The organism is Shewanella waksmanii (assembly GCF_043643685.1).
Lineage (GTDB): Bacteria > Pseudomonadota > Gammaproteobacteria > Enterobacterales > Shewanellaceae > Shewanella > Shewanella waksmanii_A.
This window is the reverse complement of sequence record NZ_JBHZSN010000001.1, coordinates 514247-532760: the sequence shown is the minus strand read 5'-3', so window position 1 is coordinate 532760 and position 18514 is coordinate 514247. Positions and strand designations below refer to the sequence as shown.

Here is an 18514-nt window from a genome sequence, read left to right as displayed (position 1 = left end):
CTTTACGTTATTGTGCTTTTCTATTAATTTAAATTGCTAATTTAGTTTAGAGTTAATTATGCCTAGCGATATACTTGTTAAGTAATCGTCGAATACTCTCTGCTTTTGTACCATAAACCACTTGAACACCATTACCCAAAATCACCACACCTTTAGCACCAAGTTGACTCAGTTGGCCTTTATTGACTAACTCTGCTGACTTAACGCTAATGCGCAAACGGGTCAAACACGCCGAAATATCAATAATGTTGGCTTTACCACCTAGGGCATTAACAATGGCAATTAATCCTTTATTTCCAGAGGTTTCACCTATGATTCTGCCTGGTGTTTTCAGATTAAATAGTAAAATAGCGCCCCTAAAAATCACATAATAACTAACAGCAGTCATTGGGCCTAAAATGATGAACCACTCGGTGTTTCTTGACTGAGCAAATAGCAAACTAAAATCGACCAACCCATGGGAAAACACGATACTATGATGAATGTCTAAACCAATCGCCACCGCATAGGCGACGCCGGTCAAAAGTGCGTGCAATAAAAACAGTAATGGTGCGACAAACATAAACGCGAATTCAATGGGTTCGGTGACACCAGTTAACCAACTGGCGGTGGCCGCTGAAATCATAATTCCCGCAACACGGTTCCGCTCGGCGCGATCTGCACACCGCCAAATCGCCAGCGCAGCAGCGGGTAAACCCCACATTTTTATCAAATAGCCACCCGCTAAGTGCCCTGACTGTGGATCACCAGCAAGATAGCGGGCAACCTCACCTCGAATCACTTCGCCGCCTTGTACATATTGCCCCAATTCTAAATAAAATGGTGCATTCCAAATATGATGCAAGCCCAATGGGATCAATAACCGCTCCACGGTGCCATAAAGCGCGAAGGCAAGCATTGGATCTTGATACACCGCCCAATCGGAGAACAGCTCAATCTTATCCGACAACGGCGGCCACATAAGTAAAAACAGATAGGCCACAAACATCGCAATCGGCAGCAATACCAATGGTGCACTCCGCCTGCCTTCGAAAAAAGAGAAAATACTGGGTAACCTAAGTCGCTCGCTTAACCAAACAGCTAAACAAGTCACCGCCCCCATGATCATGCCACCGGCAATGCCTGTATCTATAGTCTGCACGCCCCAAAGCGCAACGGTGTCGAGCTGTTTAATCCCAGCTAGCGCCGATAAACTGGAAAAAAACACCCCGTAACCAAAAACAGCACTGAAAGCTGCAATGCCCTGATCTTTACAAAAGCCAATTGCAATGGTGACAGCAAATAACATGGGCATCATAGTAAAAATTAGATGACCCACAGTCAGCATTAGCAAGGACAGATCAGCTGGAATAAACGGTAACGGATTGGTAGCGAGGCCTATCATCACCCCCGCGGCAGGTAAAATGGCAATCGGTATTAGCAGCGCCTGACTCAAGCGCTGCGCAAACTTAAACCAATGTTGGTTAATGTGAGTTAACGAAGTGGTCGTTATGCCAGTTGCTGGCTCAGGTTTTGCAACCAAGATTTAGCCTCGACTTCCGGTTCCATGGTCTCGCAAGCATCGATTTTAAGTAACTCAGCAGCTTGCTTAGCACCAAGCTCAGTGAATAACTCATCAAATTGCACACCAGCTTGGCAAAATGTTTCATAACTCGAATCACCCAATGCAATAACAGCATATTGTAGCTGTGGCAAATAAGGAGCTTGATCCTTTAATTGCATAAACCAGGGTGCAATATCTTCTGGAATATCGCCCTGGCCAGTGGTAGAGCAGATCACCAACAATAAACTTTCCTGCTCAGGCACAAAATTGTCTAGCTGCTCAGGGGCAAATAACTGGGTTTGCCAGCCTTGTTTTTGTAAAGCTTGCTCCGCTTCTTCGGCAACAAACTGAGCATTCCCATATACAGTTCCATATACTAGATTCACTTTTCGCATGTTTTACTTAGCCCTTCGCGTAATATTTACCTATAATCCAAACATACTTTATTGAAAGCCTGATAGCTATACTGGCATAAAGTTCAAGGATTTGCTGATGCGACACACCAGTAGACAGAAACACCTTAAACATGTTCATAAATCTGCCCACACACGTCGTATGTGCTATTTTAGAACGGTTCAAAGCCTTACTGAAAACAATACTTCTGTTGACCAATCCAATACTGAGCAAATAATCGCACTGGACAAGGATCCAAAATCACCCCAAAAATAGCCTTTAATGCCATACAAAGATAACTCCCTGTTACTAGGGATATCGCGTTAAAGGTTAACAAACCAACACACTGTCCTCGGTGCTTAACTGAGTTTGTTGCCAACCAAGCTGTTCAAATAAGTTGAGCCACTGCGGCTCTAACTCAGTTTCAATGCACAACCTTTCACCTGTTCGCGGGTGATCAAAACTCAACTTCTTGGCAATTAACCATAGGCGATTAACGGCAAAGTGCTCTCTAAAAAAGCGATTTTGCTTGCCATCACCATGGGTAGTATCGCCAATAATTGGGTGGCGCAAATGCGCCATATGACGTCGTAATTGATGCTTTCTTCCAGTATGGGGCGTTAGTTGAATCAAACAATATCGGCTAGTTGCGTAACGACCTGATGAAAAAGGTATTTCACAGTTAAGCAGTGGCTGATAATAGGTTTGCGCCTCTTGCGCAGCTTTATCTCTGTCTGCGTGCTTATCTCCATGATCATCAAACTCTTGCTTTAATGCGTAATCAAGCAATCCAGCTTCATGCATATTACCGCGCACTAACGCGATATAGTGCTTCTCAATACTTTTACCAGCAAACTGCTCACACAGTTTATTTGCCATTTCACTACTCTTGGCAAAAAGCAGCACCCCCGATGTGGGTCTATCTAAGCGGTGCACCGGAAACACATGACAACCCACTTTGTCACGGGTTAACTGCATCGCAAAAAAACGCTCTTTACGAGCAAGGTAGCTACGATGAACTAACAACCCCGCAGGTTTATGAATGGCAACCAAATCCTCATCTTCAAAAAGCACTTCAATTTCAGGTGCACGCTCAAGCTCCAAATCATCGTCACTGGACGCGGTCAAATCTGAACTATTATCGAGGTTATCTTCGCTCATCATCTCATCTTCTATAAAACTATCTCGGTGCATTAAGTCGTGCCTCCAAAGCCAAAAGCTCATCAATAAGCACTTGAGCCTGCGGCTGCTTGTCAAAACGAAGCTCAGCCATAGCACTCACCGAAAATTGTGCAGGCAACGGCTGTTTGTTATTCACTAAAGCTGACATTTTAGGGATGAAAATAAACTGCAGCCAATGTTCAAAAGGCATGGATTCATAACAAAATGGACTGGGGTCTGCCATCGCCTCAGCAGAAGGAGCAACATCTGACCATAAGCCAAGCTGCTGCATACGCTCAGTAATCTTGCTCAATGCTTCTGCGGTATCGGTATAAATTAAATCGCTCATCAATATCGATTTGAGTAAAAATAAGTTAAACAACAAGTTTACCACTGAACAAATTTGGTTGTCGTAAAATTATTAACGCTCACCCAACTCGCATTTATTAGATTCTGCTCAACATTACAGGAATGGCGATGTTATACTGCCGCGATTGAAATTTTAATAAACCTGATGGCGACCAATGACAGAGATTAATACCCTCACCCAGTTTTTATCTACCGCGAACACCCAATTTCAAGTCTATGATCTGGGACGTCGAGTACAGCACATTGATATGGTTGCTTTTCAACAAATTGAAAACCTTGCTACCCCATACCCTTACCCACTGCAGGGCCATGCCCAGTTTGCCGTGGTGTTTTGGGATAAAAGCATGCAGCACTATATTTGGTTTTTAAAATTACCTTTGTGTGAACAAGGTAAGCTAATGGCGGCACCAAGAACACAATTTATCAAAATGGTCATTGAAGCCTTAGGGCGTAACCCTGCCCAAGTGCTCACAGAAGCTGAGCAAGAGAAACTCGCCAATCACCCATTTGCCTTTAAACCTTCTTCCGAAAAACTGGCGATATTTAATGCGCTTGTTCGTCAGCAGTTGGGGTTACCCGCTTCACAGCAATATGAATTTGCCTACCAATACCTTAGCCAACAACATGATGCGGATAAATGGCAGCAAGTGGGTTATCAAGGTTTAGCTGACATCTGTGTTAACGCCAGTAAGCTTGATCATTTAGCTCACCTCAAAGCAGCCTTTGGTTTTGCAGCTAACGAAGTCAAAATCGCCCTTTGCCAGCAACTTGAGCACCTGTATTTAGATCAAGAGCTCGCTACCATTATCTACCAATCAGGGCTTGAAGCGCTGCAAGCTGACAAAGTGTATTATTTACGTGCATTAGCTTCTCATACCGAGCTCGCTGTCAAATTCATTCATCATTTAGCTGAGCATGAGCTGCTCAATGATGAAATTTTAATCGCGATTGCCGCACGCTGCTGGAATGCGTTAAAAGATGATCCTACCCGCAGTTTATATCTAGAAGCATTAGCAAAGCAGCCGCAAAGCTTTTTTAACCAAGTATTTGCTGATATCGTGGCAATACCGAGTCTACGTACAGAAATGTTAAAAGCCCTGCGGGATCCAAATCGAAGTCCGCAACTATCAGCTGCTATCGGCGGCTTATTTAAGGTAACTAAAGCATGATGACCGATTTTTTAATGATTGCCGCGTTAGTGGTGATCGCAGCATTTTTCTGGCAATTGAGACAAATGGCTGAGCTAAGCCGAGTCTATGCCGGTTCAGAGTGTAAAAAACAACGAGTCCAGCTTCTGTCAATCGCCATGGAGTCAGCTAGACCCAGCATTGGTGGCAGTAGCGGCCTAACTTGGAATGCTAAGTTTTTGATGGAATTTAGCACCGATGGTATTAACCAATATCGTGCACATATCTGGATGCACGGTAAACGGATCAAAAAGGTAGAGTGGCCAATATTCCCTGAGCCGGAATGGATGGAAGCTCCAATTGCCAAAGGATCTGTTGGTGGGTGTGGTGGCGGTGCTCGTCGTAGCTGTAATTCAGGACGTTGTCGCTAAAAAGGAAAAACGCGGCTTCAAGAGAAGCCGCGCCTTCTGTTTTTTTTGTTAAGCATTCCCGCTATTTAATATGCTCCCTGCACCGTCCATGCGTTCAAATGTGCATCCTGCATCATCCATGTATGTCCGTATATTTCCATGTACATTTAAGTACTTAGTTCCTTTATCCTAACAAATCCTATGTTAAGAGCACTTATCCATAAGTGTGTTCCACATTCATCCTTGATGATTCCTTTCATTACATTCCATCGTACTACTGCCTTCCAGACAGCAAACCTTCCATCCTGGATTGTTTGGCTTTCCTTAGTCAGTTATCACATTTAATCCCTAAATGTGTCGTCCATGATAATATCCTTTTAATCACTCACATCCTGTCAGCGATATGATCATCCTGATCAACTTCCTTGAATATCGTCCGTCCTTGAACAGTTATAATTATATGGCGTTAATCAACGAATATCTCACCGTACAAATCAATAACAAAATAAAAACACTTGTACAGCACCGCAATAATTAAGCAAGTTATTGTTTTATTGTGGTTTTGCATTTTTGGCGTGACATTAACACCCGTAAAATCACTCATTTGTCCTACAGCTTTGTAAGAGATATCTCACACGCTTGATAGCAGCTTGCGATATACACTATCGAGGTATATTGCATACCTTCTGTTTTTTGCTTTCTTATGTCCTAAAATTGCTCAACGATCACTGCAAAATGTAAGCGCTTACCCTAAAAACCCTTATTTGACGGCGTTTTCCAGTCTTGTCTATATTCCATGGTAATTGCGACAACAGATAATCGCCACGATAAACCAAACGCTAAATGAATCAATTAACAGGTAAACTTGCCCTAATATCTACCATCGACCAAGCATAACTTTAATGGTTAAAAATCGTTCTAAAACACAAACAGTTAACAAATGAATACAAGTTAAACCAAGCTAACATGTTGATACATAGATTACTAATATTGAAAAACAACAAAAATAGGCTTGGTAAATCACAATAAAATATTGCGATGAGCTTATTTCTTACACAAGTAGATACTGACTGCTCATCCTCTTCCCTTGCTCTTCCCTTGCCACCTCAACAACAAAAGCTGATAGCATCCACTACTTTTTAACCAGCACCTGCTTTATTTTTTGCGCAAACATCACCCAATCCCCTAGCAAGCTATAACCAGGGTAAGTAAATGTCGCAGGACGATTTTTCTCAAACACAAAATGGCCCACCCATGCACAGCCATATCCAGCCACAGGCATTGCCACTAATAACCACAGATTGCCGCTAATGATAAAGCCGAAGAACAACAGCAACACCAATGTTGAGCCAATATAATGTAATGCACGGCAACTCGGATCTTGGTGCTGACTCAAATAAAAAGGATAAAACTCCTCAAAGCTCTTATAGCGTTTAGTCATTGCCATGACCTCGATAAAACAGCAACTCACCTTCAACATTACCGATAGTTAACCGCTCTAGTTGCGAAAAATCATGCTGAGAAAAAAGCTGCACGTGTTGTGGGTTAGCTGCAAAAACGCCGATGCCGTCTAATTCAGGTTGCTCTTCACTCCAACTCACAACAGCCTGCACTAAGCGACTGCCATATCCCTTCCCCTGTTCAATCGGGTTAATTGCAATAAACTGCAAAACACCACAATGGGCACTAGGTAAATGCTCGAGCATTGAACGCTCTTTATTCATCAACGCTTGCGCCGTCTGCCAACCTGCACTCAACAACATCTTAAAACGCCAATTCCAAAACCTTGCTTCACCTAATGGCAACTGCTCGGTGGCAATGCATGCCACACCTATCAGCCGGTCGCCATCAAATAACCCTATCAACACCTGCTCTTCTTGCCACAAACTGTTTAACTCTTCGCGAATCGCACCACGTAGCTTTTTCTCGAACTGGGTTTGATCACCAGTATGCATCGCATCGATAAATACGGGGTCGTCATGGTAGGCATTATAAAGAATGGAAGCTGCTACACGCAGGTCCTCAGCTGTTAGATAAACCGCTTTTAAATCAGTCGGCAGTGTGGCTTCAGCAGTGGTCGTCATCGAAAAATCCTGTGATCTAGATCAATACTGTTAACCTAACAAGAATATAAAAAAGTGCAAATATTAATCAAACAGCTATCTTTAGAGAAAAATAATAGCAAATAGGAGTGAAAAAGATGGACACCAATACGCCAGATTTAGCGCTGCTTTTTAAGCAATTGGGATTGGATAATCAACAAGAAGCGATTGATAATTTTATAGCAACTCACTCACTGGCACCTACAGCTACCCTAGCCGAAGCTCCATTTTGGAGTGATGCACAACAGGCATTTATTAGCGAAGCAATTGCAGAAGATGCCCAATGGTCGGAAGTCATTGACCAATTGGACACCTTATTAAGACGACGCTAGCCGGTAAACGTTAGCAATTAGATGTTGGCATACGCGCGAGATCCCCAGCCAACCACACCATCTTCAGAAATGACAATTGGGGTGCATTCATCTTTAGTCGTTTTGCCGTCACCTTTGGTACGCTGGGTGCGATAAAACAGAACGTGCACCTCTTTGTCTTTGTCTAAATAGGCCTCATTAAAATCAGCATCCCCCATCAATGCAAGTACTTCTTGTCGGCTCATGCCTAATGTGAGTCGCGTCAGATTACTTCGATTTTGTTGCTGTTTATGCTCCCATGAATCGTAACTACTCCATTCGCTCTCACCGTCTCCAACATTCAAAACACAACCAGACATTGCAACACTCGCTGCCCCTAAAAGTACCAAACCCATTAATTTTGTTTTCACTTTGACATCCTGTTTATCTATTATAGTTACTAGAGAGAAAGCAAAGCTTATGCCAAAATGTAAACAACTGTTTTATAAGAAGTTAAATTTAAGCTACTAAACAGTGATTGTGATTTTTACTAAATTTTGAGGAATATGACCCATGACTTCAGCCATTGACCAAGTATTGGCAGCCGCCAAGTCAATCAGTCAAAGCGGACGTAACCCCACCTTAGCCTTGATAAAAACCAAGCTTGGCACCAGCATTCCGATGCCAACACTAATACAAGGTTTACAACAGTACAAAGCAATGTCGGCAACAGAACAACAAGCACTGGTGCCGTTAACAGTGGTAACCGAGCCAGCCAAAGTGGACTCCCCAGCCACCAATCTTGAAGAGCTGCAGCAGGCCTACAATCAACTTAATGATAAATACAGTTCACTGAACCAACGTGTGGCAGAACTCGAAGAGCAACTAAAACGGATACAAGGCCAATAATCATGCATGTCATAGAGCTGCGATTTGAATGCTTCGACAATACCACCATCACCGCTGCCGAGTGTGCCATAAACGGCTTGCTCGAAGCCTACCGCGCCAATGGACAAGTCTTAGGCCGTGAGTTTGCGGTGGCCTTTAATGAAGGCGAGTTTCGCGTGCGACTGCTCACACCTGAGAAGAGCAGTTTAGCCAAGCGTTTCAACAGCCCTTGGGTGACAGTAGCATTAACACAATTAACTGATGCAAAACTGTTAGCACCGCGGGAAAAGTATATCGGTCAAGATATAAACTCAGAAGTCAGCAGCTGCGACACCCCAAGCTGGCAGGTTCTTTATACCAGCTACGTGCATATGTGCTCACCAGTGCGTAATGGAGACACATTGCAGCCTATTCCGCTGTATCAGTTACCAGCAACATTCAATGGTGATCATAAGCGGATTATTAAATGGCAAACCGAGTGGCAAGCCTGTGATGAGTTGCAAATGGCGGCGGCGACCAAAGCGGAATTTGCCGCACTAGAAGAACTCACTAGCGAGAAAAGTGACCTGTTTCGCCGTGGCTGGGATTTACGTGGTCGTATTGAATACTTAACCGGTATTCCTACGTACTACTATCTCTACCGCGTTGGCGGCGAAAGCCTAGCAAGCGAAAAACAGCGCCCATGCCCACGTTGTGGCTCTAGCGACTGGTATCAAACCGAGCCATTACTCGATCTGTTTCACTTCCGTTGCGACAACTGCCGCATCGTATCCAATATTTCCTGGGATCATTTATAACTTAGTCAGCAAGTGGCGGTGCCGATGAACAGCGCCACTTGCACTAGCCGTTAGCGGCTGCCGCGTAGATTGTGCCACATGATTTTTAAGCGTTGCCAAATCCCTGGATGATCAGTTTGTGGCATAGACTCCTCTACAATCTCAACTGGAGGTGCCACTCTAGGGGTGAGCTGATCAATAAACTCAGCCACGCTGTCCGCTAGCTGCTTACTTGGTTCTTCACCCGGGACTTCAATCCAAACACTGCCATCGCGATTATCGACCACCAGCATCTCATCACCATCACCCAACACACCGAAAAACCATGTTGCCGGTTGTTTCAACTTAAGTTTCATCATTAGATGACCAATCAGGTTTTGCTGCAAATACTCGAAATCAACTTGATTCCATGGCTGAATGATCTCGCCATCTCCCCATTGGGAACTAAACATCATCGGCGCGCTAAAATAATGGCTAAACAGCCCATCGATATCGCCCACTAACTTGAGCTCCATCGCCCGTTCAACATTGGCAAAACTCGCAATATCTTCTCGTTTCACGGCTTGCCAACCAACTGCTTGTTGCATCAGTGCGGATTCAGATAATTCGGTATCACTGATAATACAGTCGGAAAATTCACCACGCGGGTAATACCTAGGTGGTTCCCCTAGCTTATCTTGGTAAGCTTGGTGGTAGCGATTAATAAATTTCTCTAAAGCAGTGAGCGAAGACACTTAGCAGCCATCCAAATTTTCAGTATAATATGGCTCTATTTTGACATGGAAACACAACTGATGACACAAGTTCATGACCCTTATTCAGATGCGCCAGCGCTTTCAGAACTGACACTAGGTAAAGCAACCGGCTATCAAGCAGAATATGACGCATCTTTGCTGCAAGGGGTCCCGAGAAAACTCAACCGTGACGCCATTGGCTTAACCAATGACCTTCCTTTTCATGGCAGTGACATTTGGACAGGCTACGAGCTTTCATGGCTTAATGCCAAAGGCAAACCTGTGGTGGCAATCGCGGAGTTTGTATTGTGTTTCAGTAGCCAAAATTTAATCGAGTCAAAATCGTTCAAGCTGTATCTCAATAGCTTCAATCAAACTCGCTTTAATAGTGTAGAAGAAGTGCAAACTACCCTTGAGCGTGATCTCAGCCAGTGTGCTCAGGGTGAAGTAAAAGTCAAAGTGATTGAGCCCAAACACTTTAGCCACCAGCGTATTGTGGAGCTACCTGGTACCTGCATTGATGATTTAGATATCGAAGTTAACGATTATGAGTTTAGCAGCGATTATCTACAAGATAGTACCGATGCTAAGTCAATGGTGGCGGAAACACTGACGTCTAACTTACTGAAATCAAATTGCTTGATCACCTCTCAACCAGACTGGGGCAGCGTAATGATCCGCTACCAAGGCCCTAAAATTGACCGCGAAAAGCTGTTGAGATACCTCATCTCATTCCGTCAACATAATGAGTTTCATGAGCAGTGCGTTGAGCGTATTTTTGTCGATCTGAAACGTTATTGCCAGTGTGCAAAATTAACCGTTTACGCGCGCTACACCCGCCGCGGAGGGTTAGATATCAATCCTTATCGCAGTGACTTTGAAAATCCAGGCGATAATCAACGCTTAGCAAGACAGTAATACTATACCCAAGAGAATTGGAGTTGTAGCGCGGCAACAAGCCAATTTAGCCCTATGAGCATAGGTGTTCTATGTGATTTGGGTAAATTGGCGTAGTTAACAAAGCTGCAGGTTCAAGTATGAAGGGTATAAAAGTGACGTGCTATTGAGCAGCCCCAAATCGATAATCGGCTGCTCATCGCATTTGCTGTTTTTGCTGTTGCATCTGCTGCTGTAACATCTCCCTAAGCCAAACATTCGCCTTATTTTGGCTAAGTCGGTTAGCCCAAATCATTTGAATGTCTAGCGGCCTAATTTCAAAAGGCGGCTCTAATACTTGCAGCTCAAACAACTGCGCATATTTTCGTGCATAAGACTCTGTCACTATCGCCAACGCATCACTTTTCGATGCTGTTGCAATCATACTCAGTAGCGATGATTGCTCACTATAGATCTTCCGCTGTGGCATCACATTAGGTGTCAACATATCCAACACATTTAAGTTGAAGCGTCGTAAATTGAATACCACATGTTTTTCATCGAAATATTGCTGGTAACTTAGACGATTGTGGATACGTGGATGACCTTGACGCGCAATACATACAATGCGTTCCTGCATCAAGGCTTGGCTGTTAAACCCTAACTCCATAGGTTTAGAAATGTCGATGGCTAAATCTACTTTCTCGGTTTGAATATCCATCAAGAAGTCTTGTTCTTGGATCGGCGTTTCTTTAAACACCACCGACAGTTTAGTGCCTTGCAAATACTGCTCGACACTGGCCTGCAACAACTCAATCACTGTGTCGTTGGCATAGACCTTAAATATTCGCTCACTGGTTTGCGGGTCAAACTCTTCAAAACCAGCAACAATCTGCTCCACTTGCGCTAGCGGCTGTTGCAGATGCTCATACAAGTCCAATGCTGCCGCTGTTGGCCGTACGCCCCTACCTTCACGAACAAACAAGGCTTCACCGACTCGCGCTTTTAATCGGGCAATGGCGTTGCTCACCGAGGATTGCGTCAATGATAGCTCTTCAGCGGCTTGACTAAATGAACCTGTTCGACAAACCACGGTAAACACCCGAAGTAAGTTCAAATCAAACTGTTTTAACTGCGGCATAGGTCAATAACCCATTCATAATATAAATACCATAAACCAAGTTAACCATAATTATTTAATCAATCAAGCGCCTTATACTGACTGCAATCAACAAAAACGCGTCAAATGTATCAACGCAGCGACACAAATCAATTCGCTATCGTTGCCACGCGTTATCCCATTTCGATTAACGCCAGTCAGCTCGCTGACTTAAGGAAATCTTATGAAAATGTCTGTTGTAACTTTAGCGGTCGTATCAATCATCAATGGCGGTGCCTATGCGGCGCAACATGAACATGACCACATTAGCGTAAGCTACGAAGGTAAAGCAGCAACTCAACATACTATTGAGGCCAATAAGGCGCACGCTGCCACTCTCAACTTTGCTGACACCACTGCATTTAAACAGTCTTCTCAAAACCTTGTTGCTAAGTTCGATAGTAAAACAGCAGCAATCTTGCGTGCTGAGTTTGCCTTCATTAGCGAGCAAACCCCAGACTCTGTTAACCCATCGCTTTACCGTCAAGCACAACTAAACATGGTGCCAAACGGGCTATATAAAGTCAGCGATGGCATTTACCAAGTCCGCGGTACCGACCTGTCTAACCTTACCCTGATACGCAGTGACAATGGCTGGATAGCCTATGATGTATTGCTAACTAAAGAAGCCGCTAAGGCATCACTCACCTTTGCCCTAGCTCATCTACCTAAAGATGGCGATCTCCCGGTCGTGGCAATGATTTACTCCCACAGTCATGCAGACCACTTTGGTGGCGCACGCGGCATTCAGGAAATGTTCCCCGATGTTAAAGTCTATGGCTCACACAATATTACCAAAGAGATCGTGGATGAAAACGTACTTGCGGGTAATGCCATGAGCCGCCGCGCCGCCTATCAATATGGTGCCACATTGGGTAAGCATGACCATGGTATTGTCGATGCGGCATTGGGTAAGGGTTTATCGAAAGGTGAGATCACTTATGTTGCACCTGACTATACCCTAAACGGTCAAGGCAAATGGGAAACCCTTAGCATCGATGGCTTAGAAATGATCTTTATGGACGCATCAGGTACTGAAGCTGAATCGGAGATGATCACATACATCCCAAGCAAGCACGCGTTATGGACTGGCGAGCTAACCTATCAAGGTATGCACAATATTTATACCTTACGAGGCGCTAAAGTCCGCGATGCATTGAAATGGTCTAAAGACATCAATGAGATGATCAACGCCTTTGGCGGCGATGTTGAAGTGTTATTTGCTTCCCATTCAGCGCCTGTTTGGGGTAATAAAGCGATTAATGAGTTCTTACGTCTACAGCGCGATAACTATGGTTTAGTGCACAACCAAACCCTACGTTTAGCCAACCAGGGCGTGACGATTCAAGACATCGGTGATGCCATTCAAGACACCATACCGCAAACCATTTATCAGGCGTGGCATACCAACGGTTATCACGGCACATACAGCCACAATGCCAAAGCGGTTTATAACAAGTACTTGGGTTATTTCGACATGAACCCTGCCAACCTCAACCCCTTGCCTACCCAACCTGAGGCGCAAAAGTTTGTCGATTACATGGGCGGCGCAGACAAGGTGGTGGCTAAAGCAGAGCAAGACTTCGCCCAAGGGCAGTACCGTTTTGTCGCTACAGTGCTTAACAAGGTAGTGATGGCAAACCCACAACATCAAGCAGCCCGTGACTTGCTCGCTGACACCTACGAGCAACTTGGGTATCAAGCTGAAGGAGCTGGCTGGCGTAACATATACCTAACCGGCGCACAGGAATTAAGAGTGGGTATACAGGCCGGCGCGCCAAAAACCGCCTCTGCCGATGTACTCAGTGAAATGGATATCTCTACCCTATTTGACTTCCTTGCGGTAAAAGTCGACAGCTTAAAAGCAGCCGATACTGGCTTCATCAATATGAATATTGTCACTCCAGATGATGGCCAAATTTTGTATATCGAGCTTAGCAACGGTAACTTGAGTAACAACCTAGTTAGCGAAGCAAAAGCGGCCGATGCCACCATGCGCATCAATAAAACCGATATTACCCAAATCTTGCTGGGCAAAACCTCACTTGCGACCTTGATAGAGCAAGGTAAAGTCAGCTTTAAAGGTGATGCCAGCGCATTTGAAAAAATCGCAGCAACCATGGTGGAATTTAACCCAAGCTTTGACATTGTGCCCACCACTAAGCAAGACAAGCACATTCACAACCACTAATTAACTTTTAACAAACAACAACCCCGAAAGCCGTTAACGCTTTCGGGGTTTATTTTCCCAATTTAACAATTTGATAATTAGGTAAAGCTAAACTATACTTATTTAGAGGTACACCTAAAGGGGTATAAGTTATTGATCTTTATCACAATTATGCAACCAAAAATCCTTTCACTTTACAACTTTGTTTTAGATCAATCTTTGTCAGCCCGTTCCAACCTATAACACTTCCAGAGCAATGATCAAACAAAAGGATCACATAAGATGAAAGTTCATACCCTAACACTTGCCATTTTAACAAGCCTCGCTTCAACAGCTGCAGTTGCTGATAGTGTTGACCCACTCAAGAAAGCCTTTATCGATGATTCCGAAGTTAAAGTGCAATTCCGCTTACGCTATGAAGATGTCGACGTTGCGACGGTTGATCAACAGAACCAAACAACATTGCGAACTCGACTAAACTATAAAACGGGTGATCTCTATAATTTCTTTGCCTTAGCCGAAGTTGATGACGTGCGCTCTACCGACAATGAGCCCCTCATTGCTGATTATGAATACACGCAAATTAACCAAGCCTATTTAGGTTTCAAAGCACCAGCTGAAACCTTAGCTAAATATGGTCGTCAGCGGATTTTACTCGACAACCAACGTTTTGTTGGTGGTGTTGGTTTCCGCCAAAATGAGCAAACTTATGATGCTTTCTCTGTTAAAAATACAGCAATTAAGAACCTGACAGCTTATTACTCTTACGTTAATAACGTTAATCGTATTTTCGAAGAGGGCTCAGGGAAAGATGAGCACAAAAACAAAACTCACTTAGTCAATGTAAACTATAAACCTGTTGATGCACTGAATGTCAGCGGTTACGGCTACCTAATTGATAATGAAAATGTCGCGTCTTTCTCAACCGATACTTATGGTGTACGTGCAACGGGTAAATTTGATTTAGATGCCATCAAGCTTAACTATGAAGCGGAATACGCGCAGCAGTCTAATGGCGGCGACAACCCAGTCAGTTACGATGCTAACTACTACAAGCTTGGTGCCGGTATTAACTTCAACAACTTTGGTGCCAAAGTAGGTTATGAAGTATTGGGATCAGATGACGGTAAAGCTGGCTTCATCACGCCACTAGCTACATTGCACGCCTTTAACGGTTGGACCGATAAGTTCCTATTTGGCGGTGCGGGTAACTGGCAAAACGGTTTAGTTGATACTCACTTTATCGTTACAGCCAAAGTTGTTGGCTTAAAACTGCTTGCTAAATACCATACCTTTGAATCGGACTACGGCAGTATTGATATGGGTAAGGAATGGGGTGTATCTGCAGCTTATGGCTTTAAGAAGCACTATAACGTTAGCGTGAAGTATGCCAGCTTTAGTGGTGCAGATGCGGGATATGGATTCTCTAACGACACTGACAAGCTTTGGTTAACTTTCCAAGCTAACTACTAAAACATGTTTGTAGGATGACCGTACACTTATAGTCAACATGCGGTCACTTTTAAGAGCAGGTGAGCTCCCCGCCTGCTCTTTTTTCATTATCTTTCACCAAAAAAAACACCGCAGTTTAGTTAATTGGCTAAATCAAACACCTGCTGTGGAGACACCAACTGAGCCGTCCATGCCGGCGATTGCGCTAAGTTGATGCTAATAGCAAAGCGATATTCATCATCCAAGCGGCCAAACAAAATCGACCAATGCTGGGGATCGTCATCAACGTCATGCAGTTGCAGCTCAATGCCGTTATCGACATCAATCTTGCTGGTCTGACGCTCGCCAAATAACGTCATCGGTGTGGTCGTTGCCTTGTTCATTTTAAAGCTAAACCCTTTTAGCGACATCGCCAAGCCCAGCCCTTTCGCTTTAATGTATGACTCTTTTAAAGCCCACAAATCAAAAAAACGCTGTCGTTGCGATATCTCAGGTAAGGCCAACAACGCCTGTGATTCACTATCGGTAAAATAATGGCTAAGTATGGCGTAGATGTTAGTACTGGCCCGACTGCGTTCAATATCCACCCCGAGCTCAAGCGGCCCCGCCGTGGCGTGACTACGAAATAAACTGATCACTAACCACTCACCGCTATGACTAATATTAAAATGGATCCCAGTTAAGCGAAAATCAGCTGCAGATAAAGCGGGTTTACCTTTATCGCCGTAATCAAACTGCCACTGATTCGGGGCAATTTCCACTTGCCATAAGCGTGCATACTGACTTAACAAAATGCGTAAATACCCGCGCACCATTAACGCTTTATCTCGTGCTTCTTGGCGATATAAACGATTAATTTTACGGCGTTCATCATCAGGCAGTAACGCCATTAACTGCGCTTGTTGAGCGGTATCTAACGCACTTGCAACTAAAGGACAGAAATACAGTTGGGCTTGATGTTGCTTATTATGCTCTACACTCATATTTGATTTAGCGTCTAAGTTCTTTGGTATAAGTTTTATGGTTTAGCTTTTAAGTCTAACTTTGTAGTAAACGGTGACTCAGTACTAACCATCATAACCTGTTAAAAGTTCCAGTTAAATTGTAAGTAGCCTAAGGTCGACGGTGTTTGACCAAACAAGCTTGTAGCGCTGCCATCAAAGCGCTGCAAAATCAGCTGTACTTGCCAATTGTCGCTGAGTGAATAATTCTGGCTTACACCTAAAAAATAGGAGCCATCTTGGTAGTAACTGCCGCTTAACGTTAAACGACTCAAATCCGTAATATCCACGCCAACATCAGCATAATAAGTCCAATTGGCAAAGCTCAAGGTACGAGCATTAAGTGGTAAATTCAGATAAGCCAGCGCACTTTGCGCTGCAATCGGACTAGAGATATACAGTATTGTCCCCCGTACCAGCCAATTACCTTGGCCACTAAAACTGTAATCCGCTTCTATGGTTGCAACATGGCTCGATCGCAATTCTTGTTGGTCAGCCGCAAAGAGTAACGCGGCCGCGGCAGTTTCATATCCGGTGCTACTGCCAGCATTGATAGCGCTACCGATCGGCGGCCAATAATCATCTTTAGGGTCAAAGTAGCTCCACTCACCACGTACTCCAGCCCCTTGAATATCCCCAGCAAAACCCGCCCCCAAGACATAATCATTCAAGGATTTCCCCAGCAATACTTGCATATCCCAGCCTTGGGAATTAGCCAAATATCGCAGTGCGTAACTGTCTAAATTACGGCCTGAACCTTGATCATCATTCACGCTATAAGCCGCATCAAGGCTACTGGCAAAACCAAGTTGCCTACTGATTAACAGCGCATCGGAACCCCGTCTCTCAGCATAATCCACATCATAAATCGAATAAGCATTAAAAATATCATTGGGATTCCACAGGGTACTCATTGCCCAATTAACGCGAAATCGCCCGGCTTTTAACTGCCAATCTGAATTAATATCCCAAGTGACGTTAGCACGATCAAACTGGCTATTACCTAACCAGCTGCCGCTATCGAGCCAATTATGGGATAAATCAAAATAGCCTGGGTCTGCTTCAATCACTTGGCTAAACCCAGGCAAGTTGGCGCTATCACCATAAAACAATCGATTACGCATGCCGACATTGATTCTTAAATTGCTATCAAACCGATACTCAAAATTAAAACGCTGATGCAGTAAATGATCCACTAGGCTCGGGACCCCATTGGGGTTTTGACTGCTGAGACTGTAATGCACATAACCAGTTAGATCCCACGCTTTTGTCGGCGTCATGCCCGGGATGTCACTAGCACTCACCCAAGGGCAGAACCCCAAAAATCCTACAAAAGTTAACAGCCTATAGCGGCGATAACGAGCAGCTATCACTGACATTTGTCCTGTGTTAACTGACCATCTTCAAACACTATGACTCGTTTTGCTCGTTTGATAACCCGCTGATCATGGGTTGAAAATATGAAGGTTGTTCCCTCTGTTTCATTGAGATGCTGCATAATATCGAGCAATTCGGCGGTGCTTTTGGCATCTAAATTTGCCGTTGGTTCATCAGCCATCACAAACCGAGGCCGCGGCGCCAACGCTCTGGCAACGGCAACCCGCTGTTGCTGGCCACCAGATAACTTTGCAGGCACTTTATGTAGTTGTTCACCCAGCCCCACTTTTTGCAATAATTCAACGGCTCTGTCGCGACTTTGTTGCCCATTAACGCCCTGCAGTTGCATGACAAACTCGACATTCTCTAAGGCGGTTAATACGGGTAACAGGCTGTAGTCTTGAAAAATAAATCCGACATGGTCACGCCGAAAACCAATCAACTGCTGCTCGTTAAGCTCAGCGATATCCTTACCATCAATCAAGACTTTGCCACTAGTGGGATGATCTAAACCACCAATTAAATTCAACAAGGTGGTTTTTCCTGAACCCGAAGGCCCCATCACCGCAACGAACTCACCCGAACGCACTTCAAGGTCAACATGTTGCACCGCGTGCACTGGGAATTCACTGCCAGCATGATAGGTCTTAGTTAATTGGCTTGTTACTATACTCATCGGTTGTCCT

General features: G+C 44.2%; 20 protein-coding genes. 8 read left to right on the top strand and 12 right to left on the bottom strand.

The features are described from left to right. Positions 1 to 52: 52 nt before the first annotated feature. From ACHUFW_RS02320 to ACHUFW_RS02305, 4 genes are all read right to left on the bottom strand, one after another. A complete protein-coding gene (locus tag ACHUFW_RS02320; RefSeq protein WP_394200370.1) occupies positions 53 to 1522 on the bottom strand; it encodes a PTS transporter subunit EIIC in 1470 nt (489 codons plus the stop codon). Then, positions 1489 to 1938, bottom strand: coding sequence for a flavodoxin (locus tag ACHUFW_RS02315; RefSeq protein ID WP_394200369.1), 450 nt, complete (start codon positions 1936 to 1938; stop codon positions 1489 to 1491). Before ACHUFW_RS02315 ends, ACHUFW_RS02320 begins: the two co-directional genes overlap by 34 nt. A gap of 328 nt (positions 1939 to 2266) precedes the next feature. Beyond that, complete coding sequence (truC, locus tag ACHUFW_RS02310; RefSeq protein WP_394200490.1) at positions 2267 to 3100, bottom strand: tRNA pseudouridine(65) synthase TruC; 834 nt, start codon at positions 3098 to 3100, stop codon at positions 2267 to 2269. Positions 3101 to 3116: 16 nt separating this feature from the next. Further along, a complete protein-coding gene (locus tag ACHUFW_RS02305) occupies positions 3117 to 3446 on the bottom strand; it encodes a YqcC family protein (protein WP_394200368.1) in 330 nt (109 codons plus the stop codon). A 175-nt stretch (positions 3447 to 3621) separates the two neighbouring features. Between ACHUFW_RS02305 and ACHUFW_RS02300 the strand changes: the two genes are divergently transcribed. Both ACHUFW_RS02300 and ACHUFW_RS02295 read left to right on the top strand, forming a co-directional pair. Beyond that, the gene (locus ACHUFW_RS02300; RefSeq protein WP_394200367.1) at positions 3622 to 4635 is read left to right on the top strand and encodes a DUF3549 family protein; all 1014 of its coding nucleotides are present in this window, start codon (positions 3622 to 3624) and stop codon (positions 4633 to 4635) included. Further along, positions 4632 to 5024 carry a DUF3301 domain-containing protein gene (locus ACHUFW_RS02295; protein WP_394200366.1) on the top strand — a complete coding sequence of 131 codons (393 nt, stop codon included), beginning with the start codon at positions 4632 to 4634 and terminating at the stop codon, positions 5022 to 5024. The genes ACHUFW_RS02300 and ACHUFW_RS02295 overlap by 4 nt, the downstream gene beginning before the upstream one ends. Positions 5025 to 6135: 1111 nt before the next feature. Here ACHUFW_RS02295 and ACHUFW_RS02290 read toward each other — a convergent pair. Then, positions 6136 to 6444: an Mpo1-like protein gene (locus ACHUFW_RS02290; protein ID WP_394200365.1), complete on the bottom strand. Its 309-nt coding sequence runs from the start codon at positions 6442 to 6444 to the stop codon at positions 6136 to 6138. Further along, positions 6437 to 7087 carry a GNAT family N-acetyltransferase gene (locus ACHUFW_RS02285; RefSeq protein WP_394200364.1) on the bottom strand — a complete coding sequence of 217 codons (651 nt, stop codon included), beginning with the start codon at positions 7085 to 7087 and terminating at the stop codon, positions 6437 to 6439. The genes ACHUFW_RS02290 and ACHUFW_RS02285 overlap by 8 nt, the downstream gene beginning before the upstream one ends. A 116-nt stretch (positions 7088 to 7203) precedes the next feature. On the opposite strand from ACHUFW_RS02285, the gene ACHUFW_RS02280 reads away from it, so the two are divergent. After that, complete coding sequence (locus ACHUFW_RS02280; protein WP_394200363.1) at positions 7204 to 7437, top strand: DUF2789 domain-containing protein; 234 nt, start codon at positions 7204 to 7206, stop codon at positions 7435 to 7437. Between the two features lie 17 nt (positions 7438 to 7454). On the opposite strand, the gene ACHUFW_RS02275 is transcribed toward ACHUFW_RS02280, so the two are convergent. Then, positions 7455 to 7811 (bottom strand): DUF3192 domain-containing protein, encoded by a 357-nt coding sequence (locus tag ACHUFW_RS02275; RefSeq protein ID WP_394200489.1) that lies wholly within the window; start codon positions 7809 to 7811, stop codon positions 7455 to 7457. A 157-nt stretch (positions 7812 to 7968) separates the two neighbouring features. On the opposite strand from ACHUFW_RS02275, the gene ACHUFW_RS02270 reads away from it, so the two are divergent. Together ACHUFW_RS02270 and ACHUFW_RS02265 are read left to right on the top strand one after the other, a co-directional pair. Then, complete coding sequence (locus ACHUFW_RS02270; RefSeq protein WP_394200362.1) at positions 7969 to 8304, top strand: hypothetical protein; 336 nt, start codon at positions 7969 to 7971, stop codon at positions 8302 to 8304. A 2-nt stretch (positions 8305 to 8306) separates the two neighbouring features. Further along, positions 8307 to 9080: a Zn-ribbon-containing protein gene (locus ACHUFW_RS02265; RefSeq protein ID WP_394200361.1), complete on the top strand. Its 774-nt coding sequence runs from the start codon at positions 8307 to 8309 to the stop codon at positions 9078 to 9080. 50 nt (positions 9081 to 9130) lie between these two features. Here ACHUFW_RS02265 and syd read toward each other — a convergent pair whose 3' ends face one another. After that, positions 9131 to 9793, bottom strand: coding sequence for a SecY-interacting protein (gene syd / locus ACHUFW_RS02260; protein WP_394200360.1), 663 nt, complete (start codon positions 9791 to 9793; stop codon positions 9131 to 9133). Positions 9794 to 9853: 60 nt separating this feature from the next. Between syd and queF the strand changes: the two genes are divergently transcribed. Continuing rightward, complete coding sequence (gene queF / locus ACHUFW_RS02255) at positions 9854 to 10711, top strand: NADPH-dependent 7-cyano-7-deazaguanine reductase QueF (RefSeq protein ID WP_394200359.1); 858 nt, start codon at positions 9854 to 9856, stop codon at positions 10709 to 10711. 175 nt (positions 10712 to 10886) lie between these two features. Here the strand turns inward: queF and ACHUFW_RS02250 are convergent, their stop codons facing one another. After that, positions 10887 to 11810 carry a LysR family transcriptional regulator gene (locus tag ACHUFW_RS02250; protein WP_394200358.1) on the bottom strand — a complete coding sequence of 308 codons (924 nt, stop codon included), beginning with the start codon at positions 11808 to 11810 and terminating at the stop codon, positions 10887 to 10889. A 202-nt stretch (positions 11811 to 12012) separates the two neighbouring features. Between ACHUFW_RS02250 and ACHUFW_RS02245 the strand changes: the two genes are divergently transcribed. Next, positions 12013 to 14019, top strand: coding sequence for an alkyl/aryl-sulfatase (locus ACHUFW_RS02245; protein WP_394200357.1), 2007 nt, complete (start codon positions 12013 to 12015; stop codon positions 14017 to 14019). A gap of 261 nt (positions 14020 to 14280) precedes the next feature. After that, a complete protein-coding gene (locus tag ACHUFW_RS02240) occupies positions 14281 to 15471 on the top strand; it encodes an alginate export family protein (protein WP_394200356.1) in 1191 nt (396 codons plus the stop codon). Between the two features lie 119 nt (positions 15472 to 15590). On the opposite strand, the gene ACHUFW_RS02235 is transcribed toward ACHUFW_RS02240, so the two are convergent. The 3 genes from ACHUFW_RS02235 to ACHUFW_RS02225 all read right to left on the bottom strand — a co-directional run bounded on the left by ACHUFW_RS02235 (position 15591) and on the right by ACHUFW_RS02225 (position 18504). Continuing rightward, positions 15591 to 16433, bottom strand: a complete 843-nt coding sequence (locus ACHUFW_RS02235; protein ID WP_394200355.1) for a 4'-phosphopantetheinyl transferase family protein — start codon at positions 16431 to 16433, stop codon at positions 15591 to 15593. A 101-nt stretch (positions 16434 to 16534) separates the two neighbouring features. Then, on the bottom strand, positions 16535 to 17755 hold the full coding sequence (locus ACHUFW_RS02230; RefSeq protein ID WP_394200354.1) for a hypothetical protein: 1221 nt from the start codon (positions 17753 to 17755) through the stop codon (positions 16535 to 16537). Positions 17756 to 17820: 65 nt separating this feature from the next. Continuing rightward, positions 17821 to 18504 carry an ABC transporter ATP-binding protein gene (locus ACHUFW_RS02225; RefSeq protein ID WP_394200353.1) on the bottom strand — a complete coding sequence of 228 codons (684 nt, stop codon included), beginning with the start codon at positions 18502 to 18504 and terminating at the stop codon, positions 17821 to 17823. Positions 18505 to 18514 lie beyond the last annotated feature (10 nt).

Coding starts and splice junctions, on each gene's coding strand:
- ACHUFW_RS02315 (WP_394200369.1), bottom strand. CDS start 1,938: ATGCGAAAAGTGAATCTAGTATATGGAACTGTATATGGGAATGCTCAG.
- truC (WP_394200490.1), bottom strand. CDS start 3,100: ATGATGAGCGAAGATAACCTCGATAATAGTTCAGATTTGACCGCGTCC.
- ACHUFW_RS02305 (WP_394200368.1), bottom strand. CDS start 3,446: ATGAGCGATTTAATTTATACCGATACCGCAGAAGCATTGAGCAAGATT.
- ACHUFW_RS02300 (WP_394200367.1), top strand. CDS start 3,622: ATGACAGAGATTAATACCCTCACCCAGTTTTTATCTACCGCGAACACC.
- ACHUFW_RS02295 (WP_394200366.1), top strand. CDS start 4,632: ATGATGACCGATTTTTTAATGATTGCCGCGTTAGTGGTGATCGCAGCA.
- ACHUFW_RS02290 (WP_394200365.1), bottom strand. CDS start 6,444: ATGACTAAACGCTATAAGAGCTTTGAGGAGTTTTATCCTTTTTATTTG.
- ACHUFW_RS02285 (WP_394200364.1), bottom strand. CDS start 7,087: ATGACGACCACTGCTGAAGCCACACTGCCGACTGATTTAAAAGCGGTT.
- ACHUFW_RS02280 (WP_394200363.1), top strand. CDS start 7,204: ATGGACACCAATACGCCAGATTTAGCGCTGCTTTTTAAGCAATTGGGA.
- ACHUFW_RS02275 (WP_394200489.1), bottom strand. CDS start 7,811: ATGGGTTTGGTACTTTTAGGGGCAGCGAGTGTTGCAATGTCTGGTTGT.
- ACHUFW_RS02270 (WP_394200362.1), top strand. CDS start 7,969: ATGACTTCAGCCATTGACCAAGTATTGGCAGCCGCCAAGTCAATCAGT.
- ACHUFW_RS02265 (WP_394200361.1), top strand. CDS start 8,307: ATGCATGTCATAGAGCTGCGATTTGAATGCTTCGACAATACCACCATC.
- queF (WP_394200359.1), top strand. CDS start 9,854: ATGACACAAGTTCATGACCCTTATTCAGATGCGCCAGCGCTTTCAGAA.
- ACHUFW_RS02250 (WP_394200358.1), bottom strand. CDS start 11,810: ATGCCGCAGTTAAAACAGTTTGATTTGAACTTACTTCGGGTGTTTACC.
- ACHUFW_RS02245 (WP_394200357.1), top strand. CDS start 12,013: ATGAAAATGTCTGTTGTAACTTTAGCGGTCGTATCAATCATCAATGGC.
- ACHUFW_RS02240 (WP_394200356.1), top strand. CDS start 14,281: ATGAAAGTTCATACCCTAACACTTGCCATTTTAACAAGCCTCGCTTCA.
- ACHUFW_RS02235 (WP_394200355.1), bottom strand. CDS start 16,433: ATGAGTGTAGAGCATAATAAGCAACATCAAGCCCAACTGTATTTCTGT.
- ACHUFW_RS02225 (WP_394200353.1), bottom strand. CDS start 18,504: ATGAGTATAGTAACAAGCCAATTAACTAAGACCTATCATGCTGGCAGT.